Annotated in this window: 11 protein-coding genes; 3 read left to right on the forward strand and 8 right to left on the reverse strand. The window is 46.9% G+C overall.

What is annotated here, in order from left to right:
- Positions 1 to 8 precede the first annotated feature (8 nt).
- Positions 9 to 1,217: an efflux RND transporter periplasmic adaptor subunit gene (locus tag LQ777_RS29990; RefSeq protein ID WP_232564027.1), complete on the forward strand. Its 1,209-nt coding sequence runs from the start codon at positions 9 to 11 to the stop codon at positions 1,215 to 1,217.
- A 344-nt stretch (positions 1,218 to 1,561) separates the two neighbouring features.
- Entirely contained in the window at positions 1,562 to 3,289 is a 1,728-nt protein-coding gene (locus tag LQ777_RS29995; protein WP_232564028.1) for an FAD-dependent oxidoreductase, read from the forward strand.
- Positions 3,290 to 3,391: 102 nt separating this feature from the next.
- Here the strand turns inward: LQ777_RS29995 and LQ777_RS30000 are convergent, their stop codons facing one another.
- Positions 3,392 to 4,228 carry a helix-turn-helix domain-containing protein gene (locus LQ777_RS30000; RefSeq protein ID WP_232564029.1) on the reverse strand — a complete coding sequence of 279 codons (837 nt, stop codon included), beginning with the start codon at positions 4,226 to 4,228 and terminating at the stop codon, positions 3,392 to 3,394.
- Positions 4,229 to 4,348: 120 nt separating this feature from the next.
- On the opposite strand from LQ777_RS30000, the gene LQ777_RS30005 reads away from it, so the two are divergent.
- The gene (locus LQ777_RS30005) at positions 4,349 to 5,218 is read left to right on the forward strand and encodes a 3-keto-disaccharide hydrolase (protein ID WP_232564030.1); all 870 of its coding nucleotides are present in this window, start codon (positions 4,349 to 4,351) and stop codon (positions 5,216 to 5,218) included.
- 929 nt (positions 5,219 to 6,147) lie between these two features.
- Here LQ777_RS30005 and LQ777_RS30010 read toward each other — a convergent pair.
- The 7 genes from LQ777_RS30010 to LQ777_RS30040 form a co-directional block, all read right to left on the reverse strand.
- Positions 6,148 to 7,038 (reverse strand): SDR family oxidoreductase, encoded by an 891-nt coding sequence (locus LQ777_RS30010; protein ID WP_232564031.1) that lies wholly within the window; start codon positions 7,036 to 7,038, stop codon positions 6,148 to 6,150.
- Positions 7,039 to 7,079: 41 nt separating this feature from the next.
- Positions 7,080 to 7,904 (reverse strand): glycosyltransferase, encoded by an 825-nt coding sequence (locus tag LQ777_RS30015; RefSeq protein ID WP_232564032.1) that lies wholly within the window; start codon positions 7,902 to 7,904, stop codon positions 7,080 to 7,082.
- 13 nt (positions 7,905 to 7,917) lie between these two features.
- Positions 7,918 to 8,628, reverse strand: coding sequence for a glycosyltransferase family 2 protein (locus LQ777_RS30020; protein ID WP_232564033.1), 711 nt, complete (start codon positions 8,626 to 8,628; stop codon positions 7,918 to 7,920).
- A 755-nt stretch (positions 8,629 to 9,383) separates the two neighbouring features.
- Entirely contained in the window at positions 9,384 to 9,779 is a 396-nt protein-coding gene (locus LQ777_RS30025; RefSeq protein ID WP_232564034.1) for a hypothetical protein, read from the reverse strand.
- 40 nt (positions 9,780 to 9,819) lie between these two features.
- Complete coding sequence (locus LQ777_RS30030; protein ID WP_232564035.1) at positions 9,820 to 10,050, reverse strand: hypothetical protein; 231 nt, start codon at positions 10,048 to 10,050, stop codon at positions 9,820 to 9,822.
- 100 nt (positions 10,051 to 10,150) lie between these two features.
- Entirely contained in the window at positions 10,151 to 11,305 is a 1,155-nt protein-coding gene (locus LQ777_RS30035) for a DUF7005 family protein (protein WP_232564036.1), read from the reverse strand.
- A 3-nt stretch (positions 11,306 to 11,308) separates the two neighbouring features.
- Positions 11,309 to 14,224 (reverse strand): NHLP bacteriocin export ABC transporter permease/ATPase subunit, encoded by a 2,916-nt coding sequence (locus LQ777_RS30040; protein ID WP_232564037.1) that lies wholly within the window; start codon positions 14,222 to 14,224, stop codon positions 11,309 to 11,311.
- Positions 14,225 to 14,237 lie beyond the last annotated feature (13 nt).

The following is a 14,237-nucleotide window of genomic DNA, read 5'->3' on the forward strand; positions in this document are numbered from 1 at the left end:
TGAACCACATGACTTACAAACTATACGCGTATAGCCTGCTGGCGGTTCTGATTATAGTTGTTGCTGCCGGGTGCCGCTCGACTGACAATCAGGGCAGTAAAGAACGTACGGATCAGGCGACAGCGACCGAGCCTACGAACGATTCCGCCACCGCAGGCCCGATTCAGGTGTCGCTCACGCAGGCTCAGTACAACGTAGCGGCCATTCAGTTGGGCCAGCCTACAGTGCGCACCCTTCATTCTACGTTGAAAGCGACCGGAACGATTGATGTGCCTGCGTCGAACCTGGTTTCTGTTGCCATTCCCTTCGGCGGATACATCCGGAAAATCGATCTGGAACCGGGCATGAAGGTACGGAAAGGGCAGCCGCTGGTCCAATTGGAAAACCCCGATTTTATCCAGCTCCAGCAGGATTATCTGGATACGAAAGCCAAGCTGGAATTTGCAGATCTTGACTTCGTCCGCCAGCAGGAACTGAGTCGCGAAAACGTAAACGCGTTAAAGGTTTTTCAGCAGGTACGAGCCAGCCGACAGAGCTTACAAGCTCAACTGGCAGGTATGTCCCAGCGCCTGGCGATGATGCACATCGAGGCCAAAAAGCTCAGTCCAAACCAGTTGACCCGCGTAGTTACGATCCCATCGCCCGTATCCGGTTTTGTTACCAAGGTACCCGTCAACAACGGTCGGTTTTTGAATCCATCTGACGTATTGGTTGAGATCACCAACGTCGACCACCTGCACGTTCAGCTCAATATTTACGAAAAAGACATCAGCCGGATTCACGCGGGCCAGCGGGTCCGTTTCAGCCTGGGCGGAGACTCCTCCTACGTGCATCAGGGAGAAATTTTCCTGATCGGAAAAGCCATCGCAGCTGACCGGACTATTACTGTACTGGCTCATCCGGACGGCTACGCAGCTGATTTTATTCCGGGAGGCTATGTATCAGCCCTTATCGAAGTACAAACGCAGCCCTTACCCACTCTGCCCGAATCGGCGGTTGTTCGGTACGGAGGCAAGTCGCTAATTTATGTTCTCGCGAAGAAATACAGTAACCCAACCCGTTACCAGTTCCAGCAGGTAGAGGTTCAAACAGCCGTTCGGGAGAATGGCTACGTAGCTGTAACGCTGCCCGCTGGTATAGATCCAGCCGTGACACCGATTGTGATCAATGGCGCTTACAGTCTGCTCGCCAAACTCAAAAACAGCGAAGACGAATAAAAGCCTAAACCAGCGATTCCCATTCGTATTTCCTGTTAAAGGCGGCATGCAATTGCGAACTGTTTTGCGAAACGAGTCATCGTTGAATTAGTCACTACCCTCGTTTGGGTTTCAGCGAGTTGGAACGCTTCCCCGGATCGTCCTGGGGAAGCATCGGGCTTACCTGACGAACACTATTCTGATAAAACCGGCACGAAGCCGAAAAGAGACCGGCTTACCGGTCTCGTCTTTTTATCAGGCAGGTATAATCCGCACGCATCGTCTTTTTAGTAAGTAACCTGTTTCCTAAACAGACAAGCCGGTGTGCCAGCCAACCGACAGGTACACCAACTTCCTAAACCCTTATGAACCTGACTCGTAAAGCACAACTTAACCACACGTTCGATGCCATTGTGATTGGTTCGGGCGTCAGTGGCGGCTGGGCCGCCAAAGAACTTACACAGAAAGGATTGCGGGTACTGATGCTCGAACGAGGGCGCGATCTTCAGCACGTTACCGGCTACGACACGGCAATGATGGCCCCTTGGGAGTTTGCCCATCGCGATCGTACTATCTTGCCCAAAGATGATCCAGCCCCTGATTTTCGGGTGATGGGCTACAATGAGCAAAACGGCCATTTTGTGTTCGACAACCGAAACGCACCCTACAAAGAAACCCACCCGTTTCTTTGGTACCGCCCTGACATTCTGGGTGGTAAGTCGGTCATGTGGGGGCGGCAGAGCTATCGATTTAGTGAGATGGATTTCGAAGCCAACGCCCGCGATGGGTTCGGTACCGACTGGCCGATCCGGTACAAGGATCTGGCTCCCTGGTACAGCTATGTCGAATCGTTCGCCGGGATTTCGGGCAATAAGGAAGGGCTGGACCAGTTACCCGACGGTGAGTTTTTACCGCCTATGGATATGAACTGCGTGGAAGAGCACGTTCGCGGGAAACTGAAAAGTACCATGAATCGCGTGATGACAATCGGCCGAACCGCCAACCTGTCGAAAGCCAACCCGGTGCACACCTCAATTGGTCGCGCTCCATGCCAGTACCGAAATCATTGCGCCAGAGGCTGCCCATACGGTGGCTATTTCAGTTCCCTGTCGTCTACATTACCAGCCGCCCGCAGCACTAGCCGGCTTACGGTTCGGACTGATAGCATTGTGTCGGAGGTGTTGTTTGACGAGAAAAAAGGGAAAGCAAGTGGCGTTCGGGTCATCGACGCCCGAACGAATCAGACAACCGAATACTACGCCCGGATTATCTTCCTGAATGCGTCGGCGATGGCCACAAACTTCATTCTACTCAACTCGGTTTCAACTCGGTTTCCGAACGGATTGGGTAATGAAAGTGGTACCCTCGGGAAGTACATCATGGATCATCATTTTCAGGTCGGCGCCAATGCCCAGGCTGATGGTATGGGGTTCGACGATAAATACTACTACGGGCGCCGGGCGAACGGCATCTACATTCCCCGCTACCGGAATATCGGCACCGACAAACGGACGTACCTGCGAGGCTTTGGCTATCAGGGCGGAGCATCCCGGTCTGGCTGGCAGCGACTGATTGCAGAAGCCGCTGGTCCTGATGAGGGTTTTGGAGCCGCATTGAAGGAAAACGCCACGCAGCCAGGTCCTTGGACGATGGGGATCATGGGATTCGGCGAATGCCTACCCTACGAAGACAACACGATCACGCTTAATCACAACCGCCTTGACAAGTGGGGGTTGCCAACGATTGTATTCGACGTAAAATTCCGGGAAAACGAGGAGCGTATGCGTCAGGACATGATGAATGATGCCGCCGAAATGCTTGAAGCGGCTGGTCTGAAAAATATCGCTACGTACGATCGTCATTCGATACCCGGTATGGCAGTTCATGAAACGGGCGGGGTCCGCATGGGCCGTGATCCCAAAACGTCAATGCTCAACGCGCACAATCAGCTTTGGGCAGCCAAGAATGTTTTCGTTACCGATGGCGCTTCATTTGCGTCGGTAGCTTGTCAGAACCCGTCGCTCACACTCATGGCTCTGACGGCCCGGGCGGCCGATTACGCCGTCAGCGAATTGAAAAGGCAGAACTTATAACCGGAACCTATTCTGATTTTTCGTTCATCGTCAACGATGTGCACATCGTTGACGATGAACGAAAAAGCCTACTCAGGCTTCAGTCTCTTCGGAGAGTTGACGTTAGAGTCCCCGGCGGAAAGCGGTGGGTGTATGACCAGTATACTTCTTGAATTGTTTACAAAAATGGCTTTCGTCCGTGTAGCCAAATTCCTCGGCAATCTGGGCCAGCGTCCGTGAACTATACAACAACCGGGCTTCAATCAGCTTAATTTTGTATTTGGTAATATACTGTTTGAGGGATTCCCCGGTATGTTTCTTGAAGAACAGACTAATGTAGGCCGGTGAATAGTGGAAGGCATCGGCCAGATGGTCGATACTCAGGATCGTGGGCTGGTGAATGTGCTGCCGGATATACAGCAGGATTGCCTCTAGCGAAGCGCTCACAACCGGTTTGGCCGGAACATGCCGGAACAGGTTTCGGGCCAGAATCAGCAACATGCTACGTAGCAAACTGTCGCGAATGGGGTCAAAGTAAGGAGATTGCTGCCGCAGGCTTTCTTCTTCCAGCACCGCCCGTAGGTGATGCAGCTTCTGCTTTTCCAATGGATCGGTTACGATAGACCCGCGACTCTGCGAAGAGGTGGTCAGCAACGCCCTGATCACGGGTTGCCAGGAGCCATCCTGTCCAGCGGATGCTTCGCTGTGGATCGATTCGTTGAAGCGGACAAAGCTGAACTCGGTCAGGGTGTCGATCGTAAAATGGTGGTAATCTTCGGGTCCCAATAAAAACACATCGCCAGCCTCGTAACCGAACGCATTCCCGTTGATAAAATGTGTCCCACGGCCCTTGAGGATAAAAATAATTTCGAAGTAGGTGTGTTTATGGGTAGCGTGCGCCCAGGTAGTAGCCTCAAAATGATAAATACTAAAAGGGGCGTGTAAGACGTATCGCTTCATGCAGCATCCGGACGTGCAGTAAATGTACCGATAAAGAATGGATTCTTACAACGTACATCGCTACCCCCTCCGCTACATTTGCCTTCGATAAACGGCTTTCCACCCAACCTATTCCATCGGATGATTTTTGTTACTAGCTTATTTATTTGGCTAACGGGCCTATTTGCACCAAAAAATGCGGGTGTCCCTCCAGGCTGGACCCCGTTACTGGATAAAAACCTGTCGCAGTGGGAAACCTACCTAAGTTATTCGCACAAGACGGGTTATAATGGAAAAATACCAACCGATGCCGCAGGCAACCCGATTCAGCCTATCGGATATAACAAAGACAGCACGCACGTATTTTCGGTTAGCAGCGAACCGGGTGGCCCCGTGCTGCGGGTAAGTGGAACGATTTACGGGTGCTTATTCACCCGCCAGGACTACGAAAACTATCACCTGACACTCCAGGTCAAGTGGGGAACGCAAAAACACGATCCCCGAAAAAATATGCTGCGCGACTCCGGCATTCTGTATCATTCCACGGGCGAAGCGGGTGCCGAATACTGGCGCTCCTGGATGCTTTCCCAAGAGTTTCAGATCATGGAAGGGCACATGGGCGACTTCTGGTGCCAGGCCAACTCCGCTATCGACATCCGTTCTTTCCAGTCAGAAGGCATCATGAACCGGGTAGCGGATGAAAAGCAACCATTTGCCCCCTTCAAAAAAGGGAGTGATTTTTTCTGCCTCCGATCAGCCAATTACGAAAGTCCGGCGGGCGAATGGACGACGCTCGAACTGATCTGTTTCGAAGGTAAAAGCCTGCACATCGTCAACGGTCACGTGGTAATGGTCCTCAAAGATTCGCGCTATACAAAACCCGATGGGCAGGATGTTGCCATGGGAAAAGGAAAACTTCAACTGCAAAGTGAAGCAGCCGAAGTCTTTTACCGGGACATTCGCATAAAACCGCTGACGGCCATGCCCCAGGCGTACGCAGGACTGTTTTAAAGTGGGCTTTTCTTACAGACCGACGGCCAAGCAGACCATAAATATCAAACCAGACGATGGTTCGTTCAACACGGGATTGTTACGTATTGAGATTGGGTTATCTTTATTAGCCCTTCGATGAGACTTTACTTTTTAGCAAGGCGAATGAATAACTAAAAGTAAAGTCTCACTTCCTTAGGTAATCAATTCAGTAGGCAACGACGTTCGATGTCACAACATCCATTATAATAGTGATCAGTATCGGGGATTGGGGCAATTGTCCGTCGACGGTCTATCGCCCTACACAGCCACCAGTTGATCAATGAGACTAAAAGCAAAACTGTTCTCAATGGATTTATTTGCTTACCTGATACCAAAACTTACAGAACAGGTGAATATGAACCGTATGTAGAATTTTTGAAGTCACACCATTCTGCGATAGTCCCTTAAAGTAGTAAAATAACTTACTTGTCTTTTTAACTTCTATTTTTACTTACAGCTGCTTTCGAATTATTCACATTCAAATATACAGACAAGCTTACAAGATTATTATTTGTCTATTTACTTGTTCTATTTTTCTTCTAGTTACTGCCTTATCTCTAATTTTTACATACTCGAAGCTTGATCATATTACAACACTTACTTCCATAAGTATTACTTATACTTACTAATACCATATACGACAATCAAAATATTTATCGTTAATAAAAACTCATTCTTAAGAAATAATTATCCAAAAGAATAGAGCAATTAAGCAATATATCATTGAATACGCAGAAAAATTACCAGTTAAAATTAACGATTTCACTATCTACATAATCAACTTTATTTTGTTTTTTTATTATTATAAAAGCAAAATATTTTTGTTAACAGTAATTATAAACCCAGTATAAAAAAACAGAAAACAGAAATCAGAATAAATAAATATTTTCGATATAACTTTATTTTTATTAGCTAGACAACATAGCTAATCCTTCATCAAAGGTCTTGGGATTATATTGCAATTCATTTCTCGCTTTGTCTATTAAAAGTATAGTACTTTGTGGACGGCGCGCCACTTGAATAAGTTTTGTGGTGTCAACGCGAGTAATTAATGACTTATCTAAGCCAAAGTATCTAGCTATTCTAGTAGCCAAATCATATGGCGTAAAAATTTCATAACCTGAGATATTAAAAATCCCTGTAACTACTTTGTCAATGATCATATAACATCCTACAGCCAAATCATCAATTAATGTCGGGGTTCGCCATTGGTCATCCACAACTTTAATTTTTTTTCCTTCTTCTAACGTTTGTTTAATCCAAGTAACGATGTTACTTCGGCCGTCATAATGCGGGGTACCATATAAAAGCATTGTACGGACAATAGACCAGCGTAAATTTGATTTTCGAACTACTAACTCACCTGCCTGTTTACTCTCACCATAGAAATTAATTGGATTAGGTTGGCTATTTTCATCATATGGACCGGTAAGCCCATCAAATATAAAATCAGTTGAGATGTAAAGCAGAAAGGCATTTATGGTATCACAAGCTTCTACAATGTATTCAACCGCGTGTACATTATGTTTCCAACACCTTGTCTTTTCCACTTCACATCTGTCTGCATCTGTCATTGCAGCACCATGGATGACTATGTCTGGACGTAAGTGCCTGATAGTCTCAAGAACCACTTGACGGTTTGTTATATCCATCGATTGATAGATATACTCTCCTGAAAAAGAAATCCGGTTAACCCCTATTCCTGTTGCTATTATAAATAGATCCGTTTTTTTTATTAATAATTCGACTAGTTTTTGCCCTAAAAAACCATTAGCCCCAGTTATTAGAATCCGCTTCATAAGAAACAACTAAACGTAAAAATTTTTGAAAACAGCAAAGATTATATTTTTCCTATTTTCCCAAGCAATGCATCTTGTATCCCTCTAACCATAAGCCACATACGTTGTTTTTTATTGCCTTGAGCAAAAACTATTTTCAAAAACTCTTTGACCAATAGCTTCGCTATTTTATAGGTAAATATCGGGTATTTATTGAAATAACTATGTGCCGTAATTATACCATTTCGGACCATGTAATACTGCCGCACAGGTTGACGTGATACAAAAGGCATTCCCCACTTATGTTTTCTTTCTCCTAAAACATGGCTATTGAGCGATATAGGCAGTTCGATAATAGTATATCCAGCACTAGATAAGTGTAAACAGTATTCATGGTCAACATGATCAACAAACAAATCTTCCCTAAAACCGCCAATAACTTTGTGAGCCTTTAAGTTTATAATATTACCACATGTCATAGTGTAAAGGACAGGATTTGGCTTTTTAACCCGCAACGTAGCTGGCGAATGAGCCACCGATACAATTCCAATCTGATTTGGATCTGAATATCCACTTATAAAGTGTTTCATCTCCAGAATCATATTGTCTGGTACACTACTATCGTCATCCATAGTCAAGAGGTAGTCATTTCCCTCCATTATTGCGTATTCAGCAGCACGGTTTAAGGCATTAGCGATTCCTTTGTTACCAAAGTTGTAAATATACTGTACGTTCGTTAGTTTATTAATTTGCTCGACTAACGTTTCATTTACACAATCAGAATTATCGACTACGAAAAGCTTACTAAGTTGAACTAGATAAGTGTCAATATTTTCTACACAAGAAACGGGACTATTATATAGCACAACTACACCTGCAACTTTCATAAGAAATCACGACTTAATACGAAACCATCATACGTTTTAATATATACCAAGAAAGCCAAAAACGATGTTTTAAACGTAGACTCCATTGATGAGACCCTTCACCGGTAGGCGTCATGTTAGCCCCATGTCGACGGTAGTAAATAAGAGGCTGATTATACAAATAAGGTTTACCTTTTAGTTCTACCATCAGCCCGATCCACCAATCGTGGTAATAAATGTGTTCGGGAAATGGTAAAACATAATTTAGCACGTTTCGCTTGAATGCCATACAGCATCCCATATATGAATTTTTCCAAAGATTTTTACAAAAGCCTAGCTGGCTTTTTCGAATGTTAAAGAAGGAATCATACATTGTCTTTCCTTTGTTATCAACAACTCTACAATCTGTTAGTACTAGATCGTAATCTACTAAGATTCCTAATACAGCATCTATTTTATTCGGGTACCAGATATCGTCTTGATCCGACAAAATGATAAAATTTCCTTCCGCATATCGGAGCGAATTCTCAAAATTTTTCGCAGTCGATTTGTAACGCCGGCTAGGCACTATGCGTATTCTTGAATCATTAAAACTTTCTATTATTGCAAGAGTTGTATCCGATGACCCATCGTCGGATACTATTAATTCATCATCCAAACTTAACTGGCTAAGAATTGACTTGACTTGCTCTTCTATAAATAGGGCTCCATTGTACGTAGCCATACATACACTTAATCGCTTCATTGAAAAGTTATCTAACTGTTCTGTTACGCCCAAAGTTAACTTTTTTACTGAACGTGTCACTAATGCTTAACCAGGTCAGTAAGGTTGCACGATTACCTCTATTCTAGGACACTGGTAATCCAACCACATTTAGTAGACAGCCGCCTGGTGCCCAGTTGTGTAATTCAGAGGTATCAGGTTAGCATTCGTGATGAATTGGCCCAACTTGGAGTACAGAGTTTACCATATTAGATAAGCACTTACAGGAGAGAAACGAGTCAAAATAAACTACTCTTGACCAGATGCTACTTAACTCATTACGCAGTAAGGAGATAACCGTTAGTATCCTGTGTACCGCCAAGGTAGATTTGATAGGTGTTAGCGGCTACCTTGTATATTACTCCTCATTTAACCTGAAGGGGAACGTAACCGAGAGACACCTACCCGGTGGTACTGGCTATAGTAATGTCTGGGTTGTTCAGAACAACGAAATTAGGTGATTTTTTCAGCACAGGTAATAAAAAAGCTAACGCGTGTTTATGCGTTAGCTTTTTTATTACCTATGCTGTCAATATAATTTTGTCGATAACAGGTTCTTTGTTAGCGACTGGGTTTCGGAACGGGATCAAAAAAAGACATCGCCAATAAATCCAACAATTACATCGGAAGAACCCATGCAATCGGCGATTTTAGGATGAGACACACACAAAGATGGGCGATGTGAACTTCGTGTTCACATCGCCCATCTTTGTGTGTAATCCGTTACCTGATTTGGTTTACATCGACGTGACTTCCCGTGTACGCAGATTTCGGACGATCTCGTCACAGTTGGCGCAGGCAGTAGCCCCCTGCTGATGGAACCACCGGCAACGGTCGCGAATGGCGCAGGTCACCAGTGTAGCTTCAGCTTTGCGGTTCATCGCGTCCACGATTTTGCCGACCAATCCGCAGCTGGTACTCTCTTTCGTCCAGTGACTACAACCGTTTTTAGCGCAGTTGCTCGCAAACCGGAACCGTTCTTCGGGCGCTCGCCCCTGCCGCGCTACGTCGACAAAGGTCTGGTCGATGACAATAGATTCATCAAGGTATTCAATCCGGCCCGACCCGTTCTGCACGCCAAATAATTCGGCACCGGGTTTAGCCACCGTACTGGGACAGAGCAGAGAAGCCATCGTTGCAGGACAGTTATAAGTTTGTTACCAGATGATTGATCTATTCACTCAAGGAACTGAAATCGGTGGGATTATTTATAAAGCCGATGGGACCTGTAATAATAGGAGATATATTAGGTTTATCCCCTCCAACTCCCCCACTGACGGCGTCCAATGCGTCGTCGGTTAACTGCCCATCTTCATCGATTTGAGCCAGCGATTTCATCAGTTCCTCCTGATTTTCGGCTTCGTTACGCAGCGCGTCGATCTTGTTGTTAATTGGTTTTTCCACGATTGCTAATAGTTATTGGGTATATGTTTAATTACGAATCAAAAGTCGGTCGTTAACCGCCCGGAAGCTATAACAACAGGTTGTACTCTAGTCAATCTGGTTATACCGCAACGGCATCATTTAGCGGAAGGGCCGTCATCCGGTCGGTATAGTTCTGAAAAAGTCGTTCCGAACCGTTCGCCGAAGCCAGCACGGCCATATCCGTTAAACACAGTGCATCCATTCGACACGCCTGATCGTTGACTGAAAACATTTTTCCTACCCTGGCGTCAAATTGGGCAATGGAGTTGACGGCTCGTTTGATCAGGCCAGTGAGCTGGTGAAAACCCGCTGTCGATAATCGGGAATTGCTCACGTAGTTCTCTAACCGGGCTCCTGTTCGGTAAGCTGGGTAGTCTTCCAGACCGAAAAACGCCAGCATCCACTCCTCCTTGAAATGGCCCAGCGCTTTGCAGATGCCCATGTAATCAGCCACGAGTTCGTCGTGCAGATTGTTGGATGCCGAGCCAAACCGGTTGAGGGTGTAGAGATGCGTGCATTCATGCTCAAGCCGTATCGACATCGAATAAGCTACCCATTCCTTCGAATCTAACCCCAGCTGTTTCGCCGATACGTTGCTGTAGGGTTTGTTACTCAGGATAACCAATTTATCCTTGTACAAGCTGGGGTTCGGCAGCACACAGCGCGCAAACTGTTCATTCCAGCTTTGCAATGAATTGTTTACTATCCATTGAGCTTTTAACTCGCGAATCCGCTCCCAATTGTTGATGCCATTGGCCAGCAGCGCACCCATCGACGGCGGAATCGCCACCGGGTTGTTTTTGTGTAGGAGGCATTGAACGAGCTTTATAAAATCGTCATCGTCGGGCACAACCAGAACAGGAATCAGACCAGCGAGGCTCTCGTGGAGCGTAAGTTGTAGTGATTCGGGCTGGTTGAGAACAAGCGAATGCCTAACGTCTACACCCGCCGGTTTGCCTTTCAGCACGGCATCGACGTATGCCTGCGTTTTGTTGATGCCGTCCTCAATGGGGAAATGTAGCTGCGGATAGCACGTTTGCAGGAACGCAAAAGCTTTTTCTCCGGCCCATTCTCTCCCGCGACTTTCCCAGAAATCAAGGTAGGGTTCGTCGCCGGAGACGATCCGTGAGCCGTTTTCAGGCGAACAAAACTTGTTGGTAAAATAGTCGCGCAGTTCCTCTGGTACCCCAATCCCATTGCTCTGTACGGCCCATGTTGATGCAGTTGCTCCCATAACTTAGGCGATTTGGCGTTTGGCGAGTTGAGCAAATAGGTTGTCGTTTTCCATCAATTCGTCGTACGTACCCGACTCGACAATGGTCCCCTTGTCCAGGACGTAAATACGATCAGCATTTTTGATCGTACTAAGCCGGTGGGCAATGATAATTCGGGTTGCCTGGAGTTTATCCAGACTTTGCGACACGGTATTTTGCGTTCGGTTGTCCAAAGCACTCGTGGCTTCGTCCATAAAGAGCAGTCGGGGTTTGTGAGCGATAGCCCGCGCAATCATAAGTCGTTGCCGCTGACCACCCGAGAATGTACCGGCTCCTTCGCTGACCACTGTATGCATTTCCATTGGCATGTGCTTGATGTCTTCTTGCATTCCCGCCATGCGGGCTGCTTCCCAGGCATCGTCCAGGGTCAGCTCCGAATTGCCAATAATGTTCTGGAAGATGCTGCCCGACATCAGCGCCCCGTTTTGTAGCACAACCCCAATCTGACGACGCACCAGTTCCTTATTCATCAGCTCGTACGAGTTGCCGTCATAATAGATTGACCCGGCCTCGGCCTGTTCGAAGCCCAGCAGCAGCCGCATAATAGTTGACTTGCCCGAACCCGAAGCGCCCACAAACGCAACCATTTCGCCCGGCTTAATTTTAAACGTGATGTTGTTCAGCACCAGGGGCTGGTCTTGCTTGTAGCGGAACGAAACCGAGTTCATCTCGATCTCACCCGCCAACTCACCGGGGTCGACACTCTGCTCAACGGATTCCGTTTCTGCCTCCAAAATAGGCTTTACTCGTTCGTACAGCGTAACTACGTTCAGCGACGTGATTAGCGCCATGCTAAGCCGCAGGCTGTCATTCAAAAACTGGTTGAACGACGTAATAAAGGCCATGAACACCCCTACCGAGAGCATCGCTGTTGCCGAATCGGCATTTGAGACGGTGTAATAAAGGAATGAGAAAAAGAAAATATTGGTCAGCAGCGGGTAAGACGCGTTGAAGACTTCCACAAAATTCTGGTAGGTACCCGAATTGAAACCAAGCTTCTTGAGGGTCGAAAATTTATCAGCCCACAGCGCAAAAACGCGTCGTTCGCCACCGGTTATTCTGATTTTGGTTATCCCCGACAGAAACTCGAAGAGAAAACCCTGAATTTCGCCCTGATAGGTTGATATCTGTCGGTCATATTTCAGCTTGAGCCAGCCAATACCCACCATAAATGCCCCCGCCAGTAAGCCCAGTCCAACACCCACCCAGGCCAGCTTCGTGTCGTAATAGAACAGCAGGATGAGGTTAACCGACGAAAAGGCTCCGCTCAAAACGGCGGTCATCAGGGTGCTGGAAACAATCTGACGGATGGTATTGATACTCAACACTCGGTTAGTCAGGTCGCCAGCGGTATATTTTTTATAGAACGTCACCGGCAACCGAAGCATGTGATCCATCATCCCGGCTTGTAAGTTGATGCTCGACTTCGATTCGACCCGCAGCTGAAGTGCCCCCTCGACTAATTGTAAACCCGCTTTTACGAAAGCGATCATAATCAGGATCAGGAAGACTTCCAGATGCAGCGATCGGTCTGCCGTCGGCACCACTTCGTCGTACATAATACCTGATAGTATCGGCACCAGCAGCCCAATCAAACTACCCGCCAGGGCCGACAGCATCAACCATTTTGCGTCTCTTTCGACGCCTTTGATGGCAAACGAGAGTACCTTTTTTACGGAACTCATTTTGCCGTCGAACCCCGAAAAAAACATGTAGCTAATGGGTTCTAAAGACTGCGCAATCTCGTGATTGATTACCGCTTCCTGTCCCGTTATCAAGTTTTTGATCAGGTAACTGGTGGGTGTTTTTTGCAGGAGTGCAACGGGGGTTTTGTCTTTTTTGGTAAAAGCCAGCAACGGCCCGCACTCTTCCTTCCACCAGGTATCCCTGAGAATGATTTTACGAATGCGCAGCTTCGAGCTTTTGGCGATCAGGTGGAGTTGGTTCGTGACGTTGTTCTGATGTGACTCAACGTATTTTGGCTCTTCCAGCGTAAAGCCAATCTGATTGCCGATAAGCTGACACGTCTGAAAAAGAAGATTCTGTTGGGTTCGCTTTCCCGTAACCTCCGGTCCCTGCCCGCTGCCGTTCCCCGCTACAACCGACTTTATTTTGCCGAGGGTCGTTTCGAGAGCTAGTTGGTCCGTAACGCGCTTTTCGGACAAATACGTAATTTCTTCCAGTTGCTGCGCGTCTATAATCTGGTTGATTTGCGCGTAGAAATGGGCTTCCAGCTTGCGCAGGGCCAGCAGAAAATAAACTTCTTCCTGTAAGAGCATCTCACGGGTGCTCAATACGCGCACAGTCGTATTATCCGTCAGCGATTTCAGCCACAGTTTGTTGGAGACTGGTGCCAGAAAATCAGGATACTGCGCGTGACTCACTTCTGTACTTTGCGCGAACAAACTAACCTCGCCCCGAAGCAATTGAATCCAGCTAATACCCATCGACGGGAATGCGATGGTATTGGCGTCCAAGGATACTTCCTGATACTCGTCGAGTGGTTTATAGACCCTGGGCGCGTTGGCCGCGCTGATGGCGGAGGATGTCTTTACGATCCATTTATCAATCATGTTCTTCAAAAAGAAATGATCGACGTTCAGCAGATCGACTTTATCAATTGCCAGCAACGTAGCCTCGCCGGAAAAAGCAATGAGTCGGGTAGTGTCGGCAACTGCCGGGGCCAACAGGCTAAACAATACCTCCCCCTTTTTGGCCGTATACAGAAATTTTAGTCGATTCGTATAATTTCCTTGGTCATCAATTCGGGTATAGAAAACGTTTACCTCTCCGGAGAGCACCATCCAGAACCGGTCCGTGCTGTCCAGAACCAATGGGTTTTCGGCACAGATAGCTAGTTTTTCTTTTATAGCTGACATAGACGTAGTATCG

Source organism: Spirosoma oryzicola (assembly GCF_021233055.1).
GTDB classification, from domain to species: domain Bacteria; phylum Bacteroidota; class Bacteroidia; order Cytophagales; family Spirosomataceae; genus Spirosoma; species Spirosoma oryzicola.

Coding starts and splice junctions, on each gene's coding strand:
- LQ777_RS29990 (WP_232564027.1), top strand. CDS start 9: ATGACTTACAAACTATACGCGTATAGCCTGCTGGCGGTTCTGATTATA.
- LQ777_RS29995 (WP_232564028.1), top strand. CDS start 1,562: ATGAACCTGACTCGTAAAGCACAACTTAACCACACGTTCGATGCCATT.
- LQ777_RS30000 (WP_232564029.1), bottom strand. CDS start 4,228: ATGAAGCGATACGTCTTACACGCCCCTTTTAGTATTTATCATTTTGAG.
- LQ777_RS30005 (WP_232564030.1), top strand. CDS start 4,349: ATGATTTTTGTTACTAGCTTATTTATTTGGCTAACGGGCCTATTTGCA.
- LQ777_RS30010 (WP_232564031.1), bottom strand. CDS start 7,038: ATGAAGCGGATTCTAATAACTGGGGCTAATGGTTTTTTAGGGCAAAAA.
- LQ777_RS30015 (WP_232564032.1), bottom strand. CDS start 7,904: ATGAAAGTTGCAGGTGTAGTTGTGCTATATAATAGTCCCGTTTCTTGT.
- LQ777_RS30020 (WP_232564033.1), bottom strand. CDS start 8,628: ATGAAGCGATTAAGTGTATGTATGGCTACGTACAATGGAGCCCTATTT.
- LQ777_RS30025 (WP_232564034.1), bottom strand. CDS start 9,779: ATGGCTTCTCTGCTCTGTCCCAGTACGGTGGCTAAACCCGGTGCCGAA.
- LQ777_RS30035 (WP_232564036.1), bottom strand. CDS start 11,305: ATGGGAGCAACTGCATCAACATGGGCCGTACAGAGCAATGGGATTGGG.
- LQ777_RS30040 (WP_232564037.1), bottom strand. CDS start 14,224: ATGTCAGCTATAAAAGAAAAACTAGCTATCTGTGCCGAAAACCCATTG.